At 45.5% G+C, this 20,993-nt stretch carries 18 protein-coding genes; 11 read left to right on the plus strand and 7 right to left on the minus strand.

What is annotated here, in order from left to right:
• Positions 1-43 precede the first annotated feature (43 nt).
• Positions 44-2,122 carry an NADPH-dependent 2,4-dienoyl-CoA reductase gene (locus tag PATL_RS12250; RefSeq protein ID WP_011575193.1) on the plus strand — a complete coding sequence of 693 codons (2,079 nt, stop codon included), beginning with the start codon at positions 44-46 and terminating at the stop codon, positions 2,120-2,122.
• Positions 2,123-2,248: 126 nt separating this feature from the next.
• On the opposite strand, the gene PATL_RS12255 is transcribed toward PATL_RS12250, so the two are convergent.
• Entirely contained in the window at positions 2,249-3,226 is a 978-nt protein-coding gene (locus PATL_RS12255; RefSeq protein ID WP_011575194.1) for a DUF2608 domain-containing protein, read from the minus strand.
• A 257-nt stretch (positions 3,227-3,483) separates the two neighbouring features.
• Here PATL_RS12255 and PATL_RS12260 point away from each other — a divergent pair, with 257 nt between their 5' ends.
• From PATL_RS12260 to PATL_RS12305, 10 genes are all read left to right on the plus strand, one after another.
• Positions 3,484-5,625: a TonB-dependent receptor gene (locus PATL_RS12260; protein ID WP_041713779.1), complete on the plus strand. Its 2,142-nt coding sequence runs from the start codon at positions 3,484-3,486 to the stop codon at positions 5,623-5,625.
• A gap of 89 nt (positions 5,626-5,714) precedes the next feature.
• Positions 5,715-6,896, plus strand: a complete 1,182-nt coding sequence (locus tag PATL_RS12265; RefSeq protein ID WP_011575196.1) for a PepSY-associated TM helix domain-containing protein — start codon at positions 5,715-5,717, stop codon at positions 6,894-6,896.
• A 261-nt stretch (positions 6,897-7,157) separates the two neighbouring features.
• A complete protein-coding gene (locus PATL_RS12270) occupies positions 7,158-7,622 on the plus strand; it encodes a pyridoxamine 5'-phosphate oxidase family protein (RefSeq protein ID WP_011575197.1) in 465 nt (154 codons plus the stop codon).
• Between the two features lie 379 nt (positions 7,623-8,001).
• Positions 8,002-9,333: an efflux RND transporter periplasmic adaptor subunit gene (locus PATL_RS12275; protein WP_011575198.1), complete on the plus strand. Its 1,332-nt coding sequence runs from the start codon at positions 8,002-8,004 to the stop codon at positions 9,331-9,333.
• Positions 9,334-9,527: 194 nt separating this feature from the next.
• On the plus strand, positions 9,528-10,271 hold the full coding sequence (locus PATL_RS12280) for an ABC transporter ATP-binding protein (RefSeq protein WP_011575199.1): 744 nt from the start codon (positions 9,528-9,530) through the stop codon (positions 10,269-10,271).
• Positions 10,272-10,280: 9 nt separating this feature from the next.
• Positions 10,281-11,597: an ABC transporter permease gene (locus PATL_RS12285; protein WP_011575200.1), complete on the plus strand. Its 1,317-nt coding sequence runs from the start codon at positions 10,281-10,283 to the stop codon at positions 11,595-11,597.
• 10 nt (positions 11,598-11,607) lie between these two features.
• Entirely contained in the window at positions 11,608-12,858 is a 1,251-nt protein-coding gene (locus PATL_RS12290; protein WP_041713781.1) for an ABC transporter permease, read from the plus strand.
• Between the two features lie 250 nt (positions 12,859-13,108).
• Positions 13,109-13,660, plus strand: coding sequence for a TMEM165/GDT1 family protein (locus tag PATL_RS12295; RefSeq protein ID WP_011575202.1), 552 nt, complete (start codon positions 13,109-13,111; stop codon positions 13,658-13,660).
• 218 nt (positions 13,661-13,878) lie between these two features.
• A complete protein-coding gene (locus PATL_RS12300) occupies positions 13,879-14,250 on the plus strand; it encodes a glutathione S-transferase N-terminal domain-containing protein (RefSeq protein ID WP_006990910.1) in 372 nt (123 codons plus the stop codon).
• A 136-nt stretch (positions 14,251-14,386) separates the two neighbouring features.
• Complete coding sequence (locus tag PATL_RS12305) at positions 14,387-14,830, plus strand: hypothetical protein (RefSeq protein ID WP_011575203.1); 444 nt, start codon at positions 14,387-14,389, stop codon at positions 14,828-14,830.
• A 195-nt stretch (positions 14,831-15,025) separates the two neighbouring features.
• Here the strand turns inward: PATL_RS12305 and PATL_RS12310 are convergent, their stop codons facing one another.
• The 6 genes from PATL_RS12310 to PATL_RS12335 all read right to left on the minus strand — a co-directional run bounded on the left by PATL_RS12310 (position 15,026) and on the right by PATL_RS12335 (position 20,965).
• Positions 15,026-15,745, minus strand: coding sequence for an SIMPL domain-containing protein (locus PATL_RS12310; RefSeq protein WP_041714441.1), 720 nt, complete (start codon positions 15,743-15,745; stop codon positions 15,026-15,028).
• A gap of 24 nt (positions 15,746-15,769) precedes the next feature.
• Complete coding sequence (locus PATL_RS12315) at positions 15,770-15,967, minus strand: hypothetical protein (RefSeq protein WP_006990913.1); 198 nt, start codon at positions 15,965-15,967, stop codon at positions 15,770-15,772.
• Positions 15,968-16,219: 252 nt separating this feature from the next.
• Positions 16,220-17,452 carry an alginate export family protein gene (locus PATL_RS12320; protein ID WP_011575205.1) on the minus strand — a complete coding sequence of 411 codons (1,233 nt, stop codon included), beginning with the start codon at positions 17,450-17,452 and terminating at the stop codon, positions 16,220-16,222.
• A gap of 193 nt (positions 17,453-17,645) precedes the next feature.
• Positions 17,646-18,500: an ABC transporter ATP-binding protein gene (locus PATL_RS12325; protein ID WP_011575206.1), complete on the minus strand. Its 855-nt coding sequence runs from the start codon at positions 18,498-18,500 to the stop codon at positions 17,646-17,648.
• 82 nt (positions 18,501-18,582) lie between these two features.
• The gene (locus PATL_RS12330; protein ID WP_011575207.1) at positions 18,583-19,572 is read right to left on the minus strand and encodes an ABC transporter permease; all 990 of its coding nucleotides are present in this window, start codon (positions 19,570-19,572) and stop codon (positions 18,583-18,585) included.
• 52 nt (positions 19,573-19,624) lie between these two features.
• Positions 19,625-20,965 carry a CmpA/NrtA family ABC transporter substrate-binding protein gene (locus PATL_RS12335; protein ID WP_232283332.1) on the minus strand — a complete coding sequence of 447 codons (1,341 nt, stop codon included), beginning with the start codon at positions 20,963-20,965 and terminating at the stop codon, positions 19,625-19,627.
• Between the last annotated feature and the right edge of the window lie 28 nt (positions 20,966-20,993).

Raw genomic sequence — 20,993 nt, forward strand, 5'->3', positions numbered from 1 at the left:
GCTGTGGGCCTTACTCTTAGATAAAAAATAAAAAGGCCTCACCATGACAGCACAGACAGTAACACCTGAAACAGAAAACCACGCTGGAACACAGGAACAGAGCGCTTCTGCTTTTCCGAATTTGCTGAGCCCATTGGACTTAGGTTTCACCACATTAAAAAACCGCACGCTGATGGGCTCAATGCATTTGGGCTTAGAGGAAGAAAAAGGGGGTTTTGATAAATTAGCCGCTTTTTATGCAGAGCGTGCCAGAGGCGGTGTGGGCTTAATCGTTACCGGCGGCATAAGCCCTAACATTGCCGGATGGGTAGCCCCGTTTGCTGGGCGCATGAGCAGTTTGCGCCACGCCAAAAAACATAAAGTCATTACAGATGCGGTGCATCAAGAAGGAGGCAAAATTTGCATGCAGATTTTGCACTCAGGTCGCTACGGTTACCATCCGTTTAATGTCTCTGCGTCAGCAATTAAAGCGCCTATTGCGCCATTTAAACCCAAGGCACTCACCTCACGTGCAGTTAAACGTACCATTGCCGATTATGTGGCCTGTGCAAGTTACGCCCAAGTCGCCGGGTACGATGGTGTGGAAATAATGGGCTCTGAAGGCTACCTGATAAACCAGTTCTTCTGCGAGCGTACCAATCAACGGGACGATGAATGGGGCGGTAGCGTAGAAAACAGAGCCCGCCTAGCCGTTGAAATAGTCACCCAAACACGGCAAAAAGTCGGTAGCGATTTTATCATCATCTATCGCTTATCCATGCTGGACTTAGTAGAGGGCGGTGCACCATGGAGCGAGGTGGTTTACCTAGCTAAAGCCATTGAACAAGCTGGTGCAACGCTTATCAACACAGGGATTGGCTGGCATGAAGCGCGAGTACCTACCATAGTTACGTCCGTTCCCCGGGCAGCATTTAGCTGGATTACGCAAAAGATGAAAGCTGAGGTTTCGCTTCCGCTTATCACCACCAACCGCATTAATACTCCTCAGATCGGCGAAAAAATATTAGCTGAGGGCCAAGCCGATATGGTGTCGATGGCGCGCCCCTTCTTGGCAGACTCACAGTTTGTCGCCAAGGCCATGCGCGACGAATCAGAGCAAATCAATACCTGTATTGCCTGCAATCAAGCCTGTTTGGATCATGCCTTTGCCCAAAAGCGAGCCAGTTGCTTAGTCAACCCACAAGCGTGTTATGAAACTGAACTTATTTTCAAAACAGTCTCAGTCCCAAAAAAACTGGCGGTCATTGGAGCAGGCCCAGCAGGTTTGGCGTTTGCAACCTATGCTGCACAGCGCGGCCATGATGTGCACTTATATGATCAAGCATCTGAAATTGGAGGGCAATTTAATTACGCCAAGCAAATCCCAGGCAAAGAGGAGTTTTACGAAACCTTGCGCTATTACGCCCGCATGATTGAGGTATACGGAGTGACCTTACATCTAAGAACAGTGGTAAATGCAGGGCTGCTGGCTGAGCAGAAATTTGACGAAATCGTCATGGCGACCGGCATTAAGCCTAGGCATTGGGATATTGAAGGCAGTGACCACGAAAAAGTCATGAGCTACATTGAGGTGCTAAGAGATCACAAACCGGTCGGGCAAAAAGTAGCCATTATAGGTGCCGGTGGCATTGGTTTTGATGTAGCTGAATTTCTAGTAGAAGACGAAGCCCTGACCACCCACCTTGATAAGTGGTTAGCGCATTGGGGAATAGACAAAACCGTGACTCACCCAGGAGGGTTGACAGCACCTCAACTATCAGAAGTAAACCGGGAGGTGTACTTGCTGCAACGCAAATCGAGCAAAGTTGGTGCGGGACTGGGTAAAACATCCGGCTGGGTGCACCGTGCATCACTCGCCCACCACAATGTGCAAATGATCAACTCAGTTGAATACGTCAAAGTGGATGATGCGGGGCTGCATATTAATATTCAAGGTAAGCCACGCGTATTAGAAGTAGACCATGTCATTGTTTGTGCTGGTCAAGAGCCACTAAGAGAACTTCACAACGGCTTACTATCCCTAAGTGTACCTGTGCATATTATTGGCGGCGCTGATGTTGCAGCAGAATTAGATGCCAAGCGGGCAATCAGGCAAGGTGCTGAGCTGGCAGCTAAAATTTAGCGCCTTTAGCACACGCTAGTACTCTTAGAAATGGCAATAAAAAAACCGCTAAGGGATGAGCCATAGCGGTTTTGTTTTATCTTTTAGTAAACGCCTCATGGCAGTGTAAAGATGATTGATTGGCAATCAATAATCGCATTGGCGCTGATTGATATGCTTTGCCCTATCAGCAAAGTGTGCACTGAGCAAATCGCTTAACGCCTCACGTGCGGCGTTGGCTTGCGCCACTTCTTCGTCGGTTACCGTCTTTGCTATACGCGTGTAGTGATAACCATAAAAATTCACACCGGCACTTTTAAGGGCATTAGCCATGTTGTCAATATTGTGCTGCTTGTCATCCACAAATACCACTGAGGAATACTCATGACCTGTGCGTGCCAGTAAATCAAGCAACATTACGCCTTTATTCATGCCTTGGACCATAAATACGCCGTCCACATAGCTCACATTTGCAGTGCGCCCACCGAGGGTATAGTCATAATGCAAGCCAACATCAGGTGAAGTTAAAGACTTATCGCTAAAGTCCAGTTGGTTACGCGCTAACTCACGCATGGTGCCCGCACGATAGGCTCCAGAGCGTGCGGTTAAAATAACCACGTCGTTGCTCACACCGTTCACCAATGTCGCCATATCAGCTTGCGTAGGTTTGTTCACCGCTATTTCAAACACCATGCCTAAGGTATCGAACAAACAATTCACTTTTTCGCTGTCTTGGGTAGCAATGACTTTACCGCTAGGACTAATGGCTCGGCCTCGTTGCCAGTCATACCATTTATCACTTCCAAAAAACTCCGTCGCGGTCAGCAGGGTGTCGTCTATATCAAATACCAGCAACGTAGATTGTGCGTCTAAGGCATTAGCCTTATTAACGGCATCTTGTAGGTCATTTGATGAGTAGACCACATTAATGATCTGTCCGTGCTCTATGCTTGTCGCGGTAGCACTTTGCACGGTAGAGGCTTGCGTATTGCCATTACTGCTTAGGCCTGAGGCGCAGCCTCCTAAAAGCAGTGAAACGCTGAGCCCAAACATACCGGCATACATCAATGATTTACGCTGCAGGCGCGTTACATTGGCCTGATTTACACTAAGGTTTTTAAGCATTATTATTTTATCGTTCTATGCAAAATAGGCGAAGATAATACAACACTTACCGTATATCGTGTAGCCACAATTCCGCGTTAAAGTAGTGAAACCAACTTATTAACTCGTTATTTAACAGTATATGTGGCTAGGCTTCTGCACACCCCCTATCAAATTCACATGTTAATGAATAACAGAAAAGTTCAACTTTAATTTGTAAATGATAATAATTAGCATTAACATCCATGCACTTTTTCATGACCCTAAATGGATATTCAATGCGGTACACCTGTTTAACACCTATCAGCTATTTATCAATCCTCAGCGTTTTAGTTAGCACAGCACTTCAGGCTCAAAGTAACACGCAAAACGATAACCCAACTATCGAGCGTATGATAGTGACGGGTAGCCGTATTATGGAGAGCATTGATGAAGTGCCAGCATCAATCGTGATCATTACCCAGCAACAAATTCAAGATCAGTTAAAAGTAACCAGTGAGTTACAGTCTCTACTATCAACACTTGTTCCAGGTCTAGCACCATCAACTGGCACGTCTAGTAATTCAAGCCAAACACTACGAGGCCGCGCCCCCTTGATCATGATTGACGGCGTGCCTCAGTCCACACCATTACGCAACGGTTCATTGGGAGTACGCAGTTTAGATGCTAGCACCATTGAGCGTATCGAAGTCATTAAAGGGGCAACCTCGGTATACGGCAACGGCGCTGCTGGGGGGATTATCAACTACATCACTAAAAAAGCGGCCAGTGATAAAGCGATGGCCGGTCACGTTACCATTTCTTCACGTTTTAGTGCGGTAAAACTCGAAGACACCTTAGGTAGTCGGGTGGATGCGGGCATGAATGGGCAGCTAAATAAATTTAGCTATGTACTTAATGCAAGCTATGAAGAAAACGGCGTTCAACGGGATGCACAAGGCGATATTCTCGGTCTAACTTATGGGCTATCGGATACTAATTCGCAAAATTATTTTACTAAATTTGGTTATCAGTTTGATGACGAGAAGACGCTACAACTGACCTACAATTATTTTAAGTCAAAGCAAGATACTGACTTAATTAATGTGGTTGGCAATATCAATTCAGGCGATAAAACGTATGCTATTGAATCCCCCGACGGCTCGTCTATCGTCGGTGAACCTCAAGGCCCAGAAAACCACAATGTCATGCTTAAGTACTCAGATGACGAGATATTTAGTCAAACCCAATTAGTGGTCGATGCATACACCCAGCGGATTGAAAATGTTTTCTTCTTTTCGACAAATCTAGCCAACCCAGAACAAGGATTTGATGGAGGCCAATCCATTATAGAGTCTGAGAAAAAAGGCCTACGGGCCACATTTAACAGCCAGTTTACCTTGCAGGACATTGATACCACGTTAATTTACGGCATCGACGCATTAAACGATGTTACCTCACAGCCATTAGTCGACGGCCGTGTATGGGTGCCTGAAATGGATATGGAAAACATCGCTGGGTTCGTGCAAGGCAAATGGATTGTAAATGATGACATTATTATCAAAGCCGGCGTTCGTCATGAAAACATTGATTTAAAAGTGGCTGATTTTAGCACCCTTCGCTTGTGCCGCACGGCCGACCAATGCTCAGTCGCCTTTGACGTCGTCGGTGATACCCTCAATTACAAAGCCACTACCTACAATGCAGCCATTCGCTATAACTTAAGTGATGCATTTAGACCCTTTATCAGTTATTCGCAGGGCGCAGACATATCAGATACCGGCCGCCTGCTGCGCACTGCAACCGTCACAGACATCGCCCTTATTCGTACCCAAGCCTCAATTATTGATAACTACGAACTCGGTTTTACGTCTGAAATCGACGCCCTACGCGTCGAGTTTTCCGCCTATCGCAGTACGTCAGAGTTAGGCACGACAAATTCTTATGATGCTGAGACCGGGGTATATTTACCCGTTCGTGCCCCACAAGAAATATATGGCTACGAAGCGTTGGCCACTTATAAAGTGCAGTCCAATTTAGACCTGTCAGCGACTTACTCTTGGGTTGAAGGTAAAAATACTGAATTAGATGTGTATTTAGGAGGTAAAGATATTGGTGCTCCAAAAGGCACCTTTAATGTAAATTGGCAACCCGTTGATGGTGCTCGCTTGGCACTAAATTACTTATACGTAGGTTCACGAAAACGCTTTGGTCAAGTTGATGGCGAATATATTGGCGATCAGGGGCCGGTTGATAGTTACCAGTTGATCAATATTAACGGCAGTTATGATTTAGGTAATCAATGGCAAGTATTTATGGGCATTGAGAATCTGTTGAACAATGATTACTACCCTGCTCGCTCACAAGTCTATACCTACGACGGATATAACCACAAAGGCTTAGGAATGACCGTTAACTTTGGCGCGACTTACCAATTTTAACGCACCCCATGGTCGCGCCCATTGCATCACGTAACCTGATGCAATGGGCAACACGTGTGCAGCTAGTATTCATACTTTGAAGGACTAATTTGAAAACCTGGTTAAGACGAGTACACCTTATACTGGCGTTAGTCAGCGCTATTTTTATCGTTAACTTAAGCGTGACAGGTGCATTTTTAGTCTTTGCTAAAGATATTCAGGCGTGGCTAAACCCTCAGTATTGGTCTGTACAGCCCATTCAAATCGCCGATGTACTGCCCATCCCATTACCTGTTAGCCAACTAGCCGAACAGGTCTATCAAACGACTCGATCACCGATCGTTTTTTTTGAACAAGACAAATCTCCTTTTAGGGCGTGGCAAGTTCGCCTCGCTGATAAAAGTTATGTGAGCATTAACCAATACAACGCCAATGTCCTGTTACATTACCAATATGATGAAACGTTTTATGGCTTTACCATGGCCTGGCACCAATGGTTACTATACACCGCAGATGATGCTCGGCCATTTGCCTTACTCCCCCCTATTGCGACATTAATTTTGTGTTCCGAACTGCTACTTGGCTTTTACTTGTGGGTCCGCCCCAAGAACCGCTTAAAACGCCTTAACGTGAAATGGAAAGCGAAAAACAAAATCCGCTTCATGCAATTACACAATGTGTTGGGGGTTTATAGTTTGCTCCCTCTGTTTTTAATTGGATTCAGTGGCCTCGCTTTTTACTTTAAAAATGAAACTCAGGCAATCGTAGAAACATTGACATTTTCGTCAGTTCAAACCCCGCGACCAACGAAAGTACTGAGCGATAATCGAACCTTTTCTCAGCGAAACTTGTGGAATAAGTCAAGCAATGAGCAATATCAACTGGATGCAGCGGTTAAATCTGCTCAGGCTGAACTGCCGGGTGGCTGGCTGTATCGTGTGTATTTACCACAAACGCGAAATGCCCCACTGAAACTTCGAATACGTATGCCAGATGAAAGTCATGCATATAGCTATAGTTGGTCAAATGTCTCGACGGGGCACGCTATCGAAAGCTTTGATGCAAGTGATACCTCTTTAGCAACTCGGGTATGGAACTTTAAATACGCCTTTCACATTGGCGACTTTATTGCCCTACCGATCAAATTCATATGGCTAATATTGAGCCTGCTACCGCTATTTTTTGTGGGCTCAGGCATTTATTTGTATTTTACTCGACGCAGAGCAAAGAAAGGCAAATTAACGACTCAAAGGAATAAACGCATCAGGGCTATCAATGGTGCGACTCGGTAACAATTATACCAAGCATGAATAATTTTCTTCCCTCTCTTAAATTTGTTGCCCACTGATCTGTATATGGTATTGGCTTTAAAGAGCAACGCATCCTTCGCACACCGCTTGTGAATTGAGGTTCAGCAGCAGACGTCTGATTTTATCTCGTCTGGTACAGTCCATGCTTTATTAGTTTCAACGTTAAGTATCTTTACTCAAAGTGGGGCACAGATGTTCTTCATGAGCATTATAAGGTGTCGCCACTGCTAATAGGAGAACACAATGTCTAACGATATTCGCGAAAAAATGTGGAAAGCCATGGCTGATAGCCCAATCGTCATGCTTGGCCTTACGGATTCAGATGCTCATCAAGAGCCCATGCACGCCCAATTAGATAAAGACGCCGATAGTGCTTTTTGGTTCTATACCACCAAAACCAATCGTAGTGCTGCAGGTGGCAGTGCCATGGCACAGTTCGTCAGTAAAGATCACAAGGTCTTTGCTTGCATATCCGGCACTTTGGTAGAAGAAACCGATCCTAAGATCATAGACAAGTATTGGTCCAAGCAGGTTGCAGCATGGTACAAAGACGGTAAAGACGACCCTAGCCTTAAAATGCTGCGTTTTGAATTAAATGAAGCTGAGGTTTGGCACGCTGATCCTGATTTTAAAGCGATGATAAGCCTTACTTTTGGTGGCAAAGTGCAACCAGAAAAAATGGGCGAGCACGAACAAATTTCGTTGTAGAGAAAACTTCGTTGTAGAGAACCTTCATTATGAAGAAGCGCCGGTGTAAAATAAATCGCATCTGCGGCGCGTAATCTGTAATACACGTATTCCTTTATGAGCCAGCATCACAGTGCTGGCTTTTTTATATGCCCTATTAACCTTCTTTCAGGCGTGTCCACACTATTTTTTAGACGCTTACAGCCATACAGTTCACTGTTATTTGCTGCGTATTAGTGGCGACGCTTAATAGTCAGGTATTCACCGCATTGGTCAAAAAGGAATGTAGCACATAACGATGAGCGTGCAGCGCCTCATTAAATTAATTATCGCCAAATTTAAACCTTTCTCCTTTCCCCTTCGACTTACCCAATGATTAAGGCAAAAAACAGGGATAAGCATGAACACGCCAAACACTGGGCGCGCAAAAAATGATGGTATTTCAGATACCAGCGCTCAAGACACAATAATTCAAAAAAAGAAGTCATCTAATGCACGGTGGATAGCGGTGTTGAGCGTTATCTGCGTACTCATTCTATATTGGGCGGTTGCCCCAGCAGTAAACAGTTGGCAATCATCCGACACCAGTATTTCCGCCAAACGCATTCACCTAGGCAAAGTTGTTAGGGGTGATTTAGTGCGTGATTTATCCGTTCAGGGGCGGGTTGTAGCAGCAGTTAGCCCGCGTTTGTATAGCCCAGCACAAGGCACGATAAACCTATTGGTAGATGCAGGGGATTCTGTCATCAAGGGGCAAGTTGTCGCCAGTGTCGATAGTCCAGAATTAACTAACGAGTTACAACAAGAGGAATCAAGCCTACAAAAGCTCAAAATGGAGCTTGACCGCCAGCGAATTCAAGCTAAAAAGCAAGCACTGAAAAATCAAAAAGCGGTGGACTTAGCCAATGTTGCCCTTGTCGCGGCTGGCCGTGAAAAGCGTCGAGCAGATAAAGCCTTTGGCACCCAATCTATTAGCCAAATAGATTTCGAAAAGGCCCAAGATGAGCTCGAAAATGCCAAGCTTGTGTTTCAACATGCCAAGCAAGATGCCGCTTTGAGCAAAGAGAGCTTGGCGTTTGAAGTGCAATCAAAACAGCTATTAGTAAAGCGCCAAGCGTTGTTAGTCAGCGACTTGGCTAGGAAAGTCGACACACTTGACGTGCGCTCACCTGTTAGCGGCATTGTAGGCAATTTAGCGGCCCAGCAAAAAAATCAGGTAGCAAAGAATCAAGCGATTTTAAGTGTGGTTGACTTATCTGAGTTCGAACTCGAAGTGGATATTCCAGAAAGTTACGCCGATGACTTAGCGATAAACATGTCAGCGATTGTCAATATCAACGGTGATGAACACCTTGCCACATTAGTCACTATTTCCCCAGAAATCGAAAATAACCAAGTTACCGGACGGGTCCGCTTTGCCAATAAAGACGCTCAAGGCAATGCGCTAATTCAACCCCAAGGCTTACGCCAAAATCAACGCTTAACCACGCGTATTTTGATGGACAAACGTCCTAATGTATTGATGCTATCTCGCGGTCAATTTTTAGAAAGTGGCTCAGGACGCATTGCCTATGTCGTGGAAGGTAACTTAGCCAAACGTACCAATATTGTCACTGGCGTACGCAGTTTATCCAATGTCGAAGTATTGTCGGGTCTAACCGCTGATCAACAGGTAATCATATCAAGCACTGAACAATTCAATGATGCGCAAACCGTGCTTATTACTCAGTGAAGCAGGACACAAAAGTAACGCTGCTAAGAGCGACCAGGTAGAGAACATCCATATAAACAAAGCGCCAATAAAAATTTAGACACCTTAAACAAACGAATTCATAAAAAAGGTAACACGAAAGCTCATTTAAAAAGACATAAACAAACACCCACTAATACGCGGTAATAACGTTTACACATACAGGGAACAACATCATGCTGACCATGACTGACATCAAGAAAATTTATCGTACCGACTCAATTGAAACCCACGCGCTACGTGATTTCAACTTACAAGTAAATGAAGGTGACTTCGTTGCGGTGACCGGCCCTTCAGGCTCGGGTAAAACCACCTTTTTGAATATCGCCGGGCTGCTTGAGACGTTCGAAGAGGGCCGCTTTGAACTTGATGGCGTTGATATCAGTCACCAAAACGATGCCGCTCGCAGTCGCCTGCGCAATCAAAAGATTGGTTTTATTTTTCAAAGTTTTAACCTTATCCCCGACCTGAACTTATTTGATAACGTTGATGTGCCCCTGCGCTATCGTGGGTTTAATCGCCAAGAGCGAAAAAAACGTATCGAAAATAGCCTTGAGATGGTCGGCTTAGCCAAGCGCATGAAACACCTTCCAGCTCAACTATCAGGTGGACAACAACAACGCGTTGCCATTGCGCGAGCGCTGGCCGGCGAGCCACGATTTTTACTCGCTGATGAACCCACAGGGAATCTTGATAGCAATATGGCCCAGAGCGTTATGTCATTACTCAAAGACATCAATGCCAATGGAACCACCATCATTATGGTCACCCATGATGCGGGTTTGGCAACGCAAGCAACGCGCAATATACATGTGCGTGACGGCAAGGTCAGTGAAATGAATGAGTCCATTGTCACCAAAGTCGATATGCCAAATCCGGCGACCACGGATAGCGGCCCTGCTGTTGATCTGGTTAAATAAGGACATCCCATGTTTAACTATTACCTAAAACTTGCCTTTAACAGTTTCAAACGTAACCCCATACTCACAGGGTTAATGATTGCGGCTATCGCCCTTGGCATCGGTGCAAGCATGACCACAATCACAGTCAATTACTTGATGTCTGGGGATCCTATCCCTGAAAAAAGCAGCCAGTTATTTCATGTACAAGTCGACAGCTGGGACCCCAATACTGGCTTTAACGATGAGCCAAACACCCCGCCTAATCAACTGACCTGGACAGAAGCCACTAACCTTGTGTCGGCGAAGAAAGCTTTTCGGCAAACCGCCATGGCCAAATCAGGGGCCATTATTCAGCCAGATAATCCGGACATAAATCCGTTCGAGGCCTCGATCCGCTTAGCATTCAGTGACTTTTTCCCTATGTTTAACGTGCCCTTTAAATATGGAAACAGCTGGGACCAACAAGCCGACGAAGACCGCCAACTGGTTGTCGTGTTGAGTAAAGATACGAATGACAAGGTGTTTAGCGGAGAAAACTCCGTGGGTAAAAGCATCATCATCTTTGGCAAATCGTTTCGCGTTATCGGCGTACTCGATGCTTGGCAACCCTTGCCAAAATTTTATGACGTTAACAACGGCGCATTTGACGATCCCGAAGATCTATTTATGCCCTTCTATCTAAAGCAAGAACTTGAGCTGCCAAATTGGGGCAATACCAACTGCTGGAAATCCCCAGAAGGGGAAGGCTTTCAGGCATTTTTACAATCAGAATGCATTAACTTTCAAATGTGGGTAGAGCTTGAAACCGAGCAAGATAAACAAGCGTATCTGACATTTCTGAACAATTACGTGAATGACCAAAAAAAGCTTGGCCGCTTCCCTCGCCCCCTAAACAATCAATTACTCAATGTGATGCAGTGGATGGACGACCAGGAAGTCGTGGCTGATGACGCTCAAATTATGATGTGGCTGTCTTTCATGTTTTTAATAGTGTGCTTGCTCAATACCATAGGCTTGCAACTGGCTAAGTTTAGCGCGAAATCTGCTGAAATTGGCCTGCGCCGAGCGGTGGGCGCGACCAAACAAGATTTATTTTTACAGTATACAGTTGAGACCGGCGCGGTTGGTTTAGCGGGGGGAGCAATGGGCTTATTACTTGCCCTGCTCGGCTTGGTGGGCATTCGCCACCTTTACGGCGATGAGCTTAATGATTTAGCCACATTAGACAGCACCATGATTGTTACTGCACTACTGTTGTCGTTATTTGCCAGTGTTTGTGCTGGCCTTTACCCAACGTGGCGCGCATGCAACATAGCCCCTGCTAGTCAGCTTAAAAGTCAATAAGGATTGAATGATGAATAAACTAAAAGAGCGGTCTTTTTTCGCTGAAAACTGGGAAGTGGGCCCGATACTAAGAGCATTGCTGCGAAACAAAGTCGGCGCCATACTGATTGCTTTGCAAATCGCCTTCACCATGACCATAGTCGTTAACGCTATCTATATTATTCATGAGCGTAGCGAACAGATGAAACGCCCTAGTGGTATCGATGAAGCCAACAGTTTTTATCTTTCAAGCGTTGGCTTTACCCATGACTTCAACACGTTAGTGACGATCAAAGAAGACTTAAACTTAATTCGATCTCTTGAAGGCGTGGTGGATGCCATTCAAATCAACGCCATTCCAATGAGCAACAGTGGTTGGTCAATGGGCTTACAAACCCAGCCTGGAGCCGAGTTTGATGGCACGGGCAGCGCTGTCTATATGGTCGACGAACACGCTTTAAACACCTTGGATGTGGCGTTAGTGGCTGGTGAAAACTTCAGCCCAACCGACATTCAGACGCGTGTTGCGAGTCAAAACCACTGGCCAGATAAAGTGATCATCACACTTGCTATGGCGAATCGTTTATTCCCGGATGATGGCTTAGGGGCACTGGGTAAGACGGTGTACATTAACGATATCGAACCCATGATAATCACCGGCATTATCGACAAATTGCAAGCGCCTTGGGTGGGCTGGGACAACGTCGATAATGTGATACTGACCCCAGAAATTCGCGATGCTGAAACGAGCCGCTATTTCATTCGAACCAAACCCGGCCAACGTGACCGCATTATGACCGAAGTGGAAAGTCTGCTAGCGAAAAGTAACACGGGTCGTATTGTGCGAGATATGCGTAGCATTGACGAAACGCGAGTTCGCGCCTATCGCGACAACAGTGCAATGATCCGAATTTTGGTGACGGTTATGGTGGTCTTGGTCATTGTCACTGGCCTTGGCATTGTAGGGCTAGCAAGCTTTAGCGTGAATCAACGTAAAAAACAGATAGGCACACGTCGAGCCTTAGGCGCCAGTCAGCAAGCGATTGTTCGCTACTTTATGTTAGAAAACTTGCTAATAAGTACTGTGGGTGTGGTCTTGGGCGCAATGTTAACCATAGGGCTGAATATCGTGCTGGTAGACGTCTTCAGCCTAAATCCAATGACTTGGTATTACATCCCTCTAGGCATGTTAGCGCTTTGGGTTGTGGGGCAATTAGCCGTATATGGCCCAGCTAAAAAGGCAGCAAACATTCCCCCAGCGCTAGCCACGAGAAGTGCGTGACTTAGTAACAAATACGTCAGATTAACACTTGATGCGCCCTCAGAGTTTCTGTACCCTGCCTGCGTCTTAGGGGAGTAGCCCGCTCGTTCATTCGAGTGAGACTGTCAACATACTTGAGCCCTCATGGCTTATGGCAGTTTCGTATTAACATTCACATGTGTTGATATCGGCAAGACCTAAGGCAAATAGCGCCCCATTGCGGGAGGCGACTATTTGCCTTTGGTTTAGTATCCCGCTCGAGTATCTTCAAATGGACGCCTTATTTACCTCAACGCTGACCGTTACCCTTGCCGAAATGGGCGACAAAACTCAGCTTTTATCTTTACTTCTCGTGACTCGCTTGCAAAAGCCGTGGCAAATCATCGCCGGCATTTTAATCGCTACTTTGCTTAACCATGGCATTTCCGCATGGTTTGGGAGTTGGATAAGCCAATTCCTCACCAGCGATATGGGTCAAATCATCATCAACGCCAGCTTTATCATAGTGGGGTTGTGGTTACTTATTCCCGATAAAGACGATGCGCCAAATACAAGCTTGGATAAATATGGCGCGTTTGTGGTGTCGTTGGTGCTGTTTTTCATCGCTGAAATCGGTGATAAAACCCAAATCGCTACGGTACTGTTAGCCGCGCAGTACCAATCCTTTGTATGGGTAACCATGGGAACAACACTCGGCATGTTATTGGCAAATGTACCAGTGGTATTTGCAGGTAACTACATCATGCAGCGCATTCCATTTTCCCTGACCCGTGTGCTTGCAGCAGTAGTATTTATTGCGATAGGTGTGTACGGATTTTTTTGAGATGCTCGTGCTGTTTTATTAGGACTTATTCCATTCGCTAATGAGCCCCTTGGCAAAAAATTAATGGACCCCATTAGATTGAATCAGCTACTGCTCTTTAAGCATCGCAAGAAGGGGTGAAATGTTTTGTTATCATTATTGGCTCTCTTTTAGCGGCATTAATGCTTATAATGCGCCGATTGGTTCAATGGGTTAAATGAAAGAGTTAAGTACAAGAAATGAAGTTTATTATTAAGTTTATCCGCGAAGCCTTGGGTCGATTGATCATTTTAATTGATTTAATCACCCGCCCTCGCAAACAGAAACGCAGTCCTGAAGCACAAGCTAAAGTAGAAGCCGAGTTAAGCAATTATGCGTTGTATCAGTTTTACGCCTGCCCGTTTTGCATCAAAACGCGCCGAGCGTTACACAAACTGAATTTACCTATGCAAAAGCGTAACGCTAAAGAAGGCTCAGAGCACAGAGCAGCCTTACTACAAGGCGGCGGTGCCGTAAAAGTGCCTTGCCTGCGTATTCAAAAAGACGGTCAAGACACCTGGATGTACGAGTCATCTGAAATCATTAATTATTTACAGCAAAAATTTGCCTAAATAATTAAAGGCTAAAAGAAGAAGCGGCATAACTTAGGCATTTCTGAGGTTAAGAATTATCTGGGCAATATGCTGAGCCTGTTAGACGGTGTTATGCAGTAGTAATGTAATATGCCTAAGGGCCAAAAGGGTGTAAGTGCAAAGGAATAATTTACTTGTCAGCGCTGGCTACTTGAGCTTCTTTGCGGCACTGCTTCACGTTAGCTGTATTTTTGGAGGCCCAGACTGGTATCGTTTCTTTGGTGCTGGTGAGCACATGGCCCAAATGGCTGCTAATGGAGACTCATACCCAACCATTGTGACACTGGTTATCGCGACAGTCTTATCTGTTTGGGGGCTTTATGCTTTATCTGGTGCAGGGTTAATCTTTAAATTGCCCTTTATCAAGACGTGTTTAGTCGCCATTAGCGTTATTTACTTGGTGCGTGGGGGCGCTGGTTTGGTCGTTCCTTTTTTTACCACGAATCCCGTTATTCACCAAAATTCAATGATGTTTTGGATGGTAAGTTCCATTGTATGCTGCATCTACGGTACCTTTTATTTATTAGGTACAATGCGGTTATGGCGACAGGATTCATAGCTGACGATAACTGTTTCGCAAGTCAGTTATCAGAACAAATATATTCCACTACAGTAAATTTGAGGTTAACGGCGCTTAGGTCTTTCACAACCCTGTTTTTCAAATCAAGCTAGAAGCGATGCAAAAATGCCTGAGCCAATGAAAACGGCGTAAAGACATTAAGAATGTCGTGCCATCCCTGAGATAAAAACGCCATCAATCAGACAGGTAATATTCTACTGTTGACACCACTCGCAGCTTTTTAATGTGGGGGTTGTTTCTATCTCTCGCGGTAATGCTAAATTGCCCTTGTGAGGCACGTTTTATTTTACCAAGCACACTGTTTGAATCTTTAGCGAACTTTTCGGCGACTTCTCTGGCTTTTGTGGTGGCTTCTTCGATCATCGAAGGTTTAACATCATTTAGACGTGTGAAAATATATTCGACGTTGGCTTGATAGTTATTTTGATTAAGTACTATGCCTTTTTTGCCCAGCTCAGTTAGCTTCCCCATGACCTCGCGCACCAAACTGATGTTGCCAGAATAGACAGTCACTGTTTGCACAGCGGTGAACCTAAAGGTGGGCGTGGCATTACCGCCGTATTGCTGGGCCGATTTATCGGTAATGGCCGCCGCGGATACGCTGATGTCAGTCTGTGGTATGTGATGTTGACGTAAAAAGTCTGAAATGAGACCGGTGTTGGTTTCAATCGATGCATAAAGTGCGTCAAGTGAGTTATCCGCTACCGTGTATTGAATTGGCCAAATGACAATGTCTGCGGGATATTCCTGTTCAGATAAGCCTTTTACTGTGACACTGCGCTCGAATTGACGGTACTCGATTACCGCACTGCTTATCTGAAAACCCAGTACAACCAACCCGGCACACAAAAACGTGCCTAATATAAAAGCTGCGCCTCTGGTCTGGGTATTCACGTCCTGGGTATTCTTCATCGGAACTTAAAAATGGCGTTGTTTATTAAGGTTCTCAAATACGACTATCAGTAACGTCGCAAAGGGTCCCACAAACAAAGATACGATAAACCAAATAAGACCATTACGGCCTTTGCCTTGTGCTAAACCGGCGTTAATCAGTGCGAGGGTAAACCAGCCAACAAAATAAGAGCTTGTATTGGCGATGGATTCAAATTCCGACATATATATCCTTGAAATTAATAAAAATAGCGTGCGAAATGGCGTTCGTACCCTAGCTTATCAAAGCTAATTCAATCGCGCTGCTTTTTTACGACTTTAGGATAATATGATGAAAAAAAGCAAGTAGGACGCCGCTAAACATTTAACGACGCACGTACTTGCTTCTGGCTTGCTTGTGGTTTATTTAGGTATTGAACACTTTGCGTAAAAACGAGGTCCGTTCAAAACCGTCAGATAGTGATACTAGAATCGCGTTTAGAATGCAGCACTTGCCCAAACCCACAACTTATCAGTATCTTGACGGCCACTGTCCCCTGAATAAGCAGCGTATTTGATACCCGTGGCATAGCCGCCTTCAAATTTACGCACATAACTGAAATCAATCTCACTGCCTAAATCATCAACCGTGCTTGAGTCCTTATCGGCACTGAAATCATGATAAATCACAGACCATCCACCACCTGCCAACTTGCCGGATGCAGATACACTCACATCCACCAGCCCTTCAGCTGGGGTACTCAAGAAGGTGTCAGCCCATCCATTGAATTTGTGCAGAGTAGCAAGTGGCGTCGAAAAGCCATATGCGCCATCGTCAGAGCCCAGTGACTCGTAACCAAGTTTTAAGGTCACTGCCGACAGTTTCACCCCTGCTTCTAGCATCAAGTAATCAGCGTCAAAATCAGTGGTGGCGGTTTCGCTACTCTGGGTGGCATATTCAATGCCGTACAACACTGAAGTATCTGCTATTTTCGTGCCGCCATTAAAGCTAAAACCATAGGTATCTAGTGAATTGTCAATGTCGTTATCAACTTCTAACAAGTAGCTGTAGCCCACTAATTTTCCTAATGCGGTGTTGTACCCAACATTGAAGAGATGATCTTTGCTGTCTAAATCAGCGTCTTGGCCAAAGATACGATTACGTTGGCTTAAATAAGCGTAGTTTAAGGTTAAATCTTTATTGGCCACGTATTTTACGCTCACCCCGTCGAACGTTTGCCAATCTTGACGCCACCCTACATGCCCCACAAACCTGTGATTGTCCATGGTGATAATTTGACGACCAAACTTTGCCGTGACGCCGGCGTTTTGGTATTGCACGTAGCCTTGATCAAGCTCTGTATGCTCTGGATCGGCGATAACCGAATATTGCCCAGGATTATAGCCACTTGGGCCAACGGTGTAGTCGCCCTGCCCCAATACAATGCGTGTGTCTTCAACTTCAATTTTGGCTGAAAAACCCTTGTAGCTATCAGTGGTATAATTAAGCATGGTGCGCAAGGTTAATGCACTGGCATCGTTAGTATCTTGATCAACATCTTCGTAGCGCAATCGCAGGTTAACCGCTGCAGTGCCTTCTTTTAAGGCGCTGGTAATGCTGCTTTGCTCTGCTGCATGTGCCTGTCCCATGGTCGCCCCAGCACATACCAACCCAACCATTAGCGCAAGTGCAGATTTCTTTTTGTTAAGTTTTACGATGTGCGTGCTCATGTATATCCCTTAATATTGTGTGATGTAAAATGTGTTTGTGCCCGTTACGTCGAGCTTATATTTGATTTTTTAGTCGCACAGAGCCTTTCGCCAGCCTAAGCGGCTAGGTTCATTCTGTTCAGCATTTATGTCTGTTTATCCACTTGTTCTAATTACATCAATGGCAGATAACCCGTATCGCCATTAGCCTGTATTAGGCGACATTCGCGCTTTTATCCTTGTTATTGACCTGTGATTTTTTGCGGTGGGCAGCTACCGATTCGACCTTGCGCTGCTTCTCATATAAGAAGGTCAGTACTTCGTGACGATAGTGGTTGTACTGAGGGTTGTCTGCCAGTGCCAAACGGTCTCTAGGACGAGCAAGCTCAATATCCAAAATTTCGCCTATGGTGGCTGACGGCCCGTTAGTCATCATTACGATGCGGTCTGACAAAAGCACCGCTTCGTCAACATCATGGGTGATCATCACCACTGTGTTACCTAGGTCAGCGTGAATTTCCATGATGGAGTCTTGCAAATGCGCCCGAGTCAACGCGTCTAGCGCACCGAATGGCTCATCCATTAATAACACTTTAGGCTCCATGGCTAGCGCTCTGGCAATACCGACGCGTTGCTTCATACCACCGGATATTTCAGCAGGCAGTTTGTCTACCGCATGACTCATGTGTACCAGCTCTAAATTGTGCTCAACCCAGTCGCGCATTTCTGCTTTACTGCGGCCTTTACTGGTTTGCTTGACCGCTAGTTCGACATTTTTATACGCCGTCAGCCAAGGCAACAAGGAATGGTTTTGAAACACAACAGCACGCTCAGGTCCCGGCTCGTTTACCTCGTGACTGTCTAAGATTACCCCGCCTTTGGTGGCCTTGTGCAAGCCAGCAATGATGTTGAGTACTGTCGATTTACCGCACCCTGAATGACCAATTAGGGATATAAACTCACCTTTATTGATACGCAAGTTCACATCAGTTAACGCCGTAAACGGCCCTTTTGGGGTAGGAAAATCAATGCCTACTTGTGTTAGTTCTAAATGATGTTTATGCGTCATTATTGTCTGCCTTATCGTTGCCGATTTGTTTGAAAGTAGGTTTAGCTCGCTGATAGAGCAGTGGCGACTTTGCCAAGGCTTGTTAACGCAGCACCGCCCCTTTGTCCCAGCTCACTTGTTTCTGCAGCAGCAACATTAGTCTGTCTAACGCAAAACCAATTAAGCCGATCGTTAATACCGCTACCATGATCCTAGCCAATGACTCTGAGCTACCATTTTGAAACTCGTCCCATACGAATTTGCCTAACCCTGGGTTTTGCGCGAGCATTTCTGCAGCGATAAGCACCATCCAACCTATGCCTAACGACAAGCGCAAACCGGTAAAAATCATTGGAATTGATGATGGCATCACAATCTTCATCACATGTGAAAAAGGTCCCAATCGGAGCACCTTGCTCACGTTGATCAAATCACTGTCAATACTCGATACCCCAACAGCGGTATTGATTAAAGTGGGCCACAAGCAGCACAAAGACACAGTGACCGCTGATGTAATAAACGATTTCGAAAACATCGGGTCATCGCTTATATACACCGCACTAACCACCATAGTGACCAATGGTAACCACGCTAAAGGTGACACAGGTTTGAGCAGTTGGATCAACGGGTTAATGGCCGCATAAGAGGCTTTACTTAAGCCGCATAATATCCCCAGTGGTACCGCTATAACCGAGGCGATCAAGAAGCCAACCGTGACTGTGTATAGACTGGTCCATATTTGATCAAAGAAAGTCGGAGCACCGGTAAATGCGCGAATAGTCGGACTGTAGCTGGGATCTTTGGCGACCCGTGCGGCATTGCGCTGCTCTTGGCGCTCATAAAATGCGTTGGCTTTACTTCGCTGTTCCCCATGCTCTTCAATCAATACTTGAGCCTGAGTTAACACATCGCTTGGACCTGGGAACTTCCCCAGTGATGTATCAATGTTTTTGGCAAGCACAGCCCACAAGCCGAGAAATATTAAGATCCCCAGTAGTGGCAATGCTGCATTTCTTAGCCAGGATGAAACCAAGCTGATATTGACGCTTTTCACCGGTGTTAATATAAGCGATGCCGTTTGTGCTTTAGACATAATATGTTCCTCTAAGCCGAGGTTGAGCCATGCCCAACCTCTTTGGCTGCGATTAAATTTTGCTGTCGCCTTTTAAGCCAATCTCGAACTTTTCAAGATAAGCATTAGGCTGACTGCCGTCATAAACGATATTGTCGATAAAGTGTGTTTGTGGCTTTTTGAAGCCTGATTCGCTGGCAAATTCGGGAAAATCCGCTGCGTTTGCTTTCCCTTCAGCAATCAATGACTTCGCCGCTTGAGCATAAATATCAGGGCGATACACTTGCTTAGCGATGTTTTTGTACCAATCATCAGATTTTTGCTCACTGATTTGGCCCCAACGACGCATTTGCGTTAAGTACCAAATAGCATCACTGTAATAGGGATAGGTGGCATTGTGGCGAAAGAACACGTTGAAATCTGGCACTGAGCGCTTATCGCCTTTTTCATATTCAAAGGTGCCGGTCATGCTGTTGCCAATCACCTCTGCATCAGCCCCTACATACTGGCTTTTCGCTAGAATTTGTACCGCTTCAGGACGGTTAGCATTGTCTTTCTCATCTAACCATATAGCCGCGCGGATCATCGCTTTTACCACACGAATATGGGTATTTGGGTTTGCTTCTGCCCATGCTTTGTTTACCCCGAACACTTTTTCAGGATTGTCTTTCCAAATTTCGTAATCGGTAACCACCGGCACGCCTATGCCTTTAAACACCGCCTGCTGGTTCCACGGCTCACCCACGCAGTAACCATAAATAGTGCCGGCTTCCATGGTGGACGGCATTTGTGGTGGTGGAGTAACCGATAATTGAGCATCGGCATTAATCAGGCCTTTCACGTCATTATTCGGCCCATAATATCCCGGATGAATACCGCCAGCGGCTAACCAATAACGCAGCTCATAGTTGTGAGTGGACACGGGGAATACCATGCCCATTTTGAATGCTTTACCTTGTTTTTTGTAACTATCAACAACCGGTTTAAGGGCATCGGCTTTAATAGGATGGACTGGTTTACCGTTCTCCTTGGGAATATTTGGCTTCATCTGCTGCCAAATATCATTCGAAACCGTAATGGCATTTCCGTTTAAGTCCATGCTGAAGGCGGTAATGATGTCCGCCTTTGTGCCATACCCTATGGTTGCCCCTAATGGTTGCCCCGCGAGCATATGCGCCCCATCTAATTGACCGTCAATGACGCGGTCGAGTAGCACTTTCCAGTTTGCTTGTGCTTCCAATGTGACGTACAAGCCTTCATCTTCGAAGTAGCCTTTCTCATAAGCTATTGCCAACGGCGCCATGTCGGTAAGTTTAATGAAGCCGAATTTTAGTTCTTCTTTTTCTGGCCATCCTAACTCTTGTGCCGACACACCCTGCCCAACTAACGTTGTTGTGCACACTGCTGAAATCATTGCAAAACGAAGCGATTTCACGGTATGT

Origin of the sequence: Paraglaciecola sp. T6c, assembly GCF_000014225.1 — a bacterium.
Lineage (GTDB): Bacteria > Pseudomonadota > Gammaproteobacteria > Enterobacterales > Alteromonadaceae > Paraglaciecola > Paraglaciecola atlantica_A.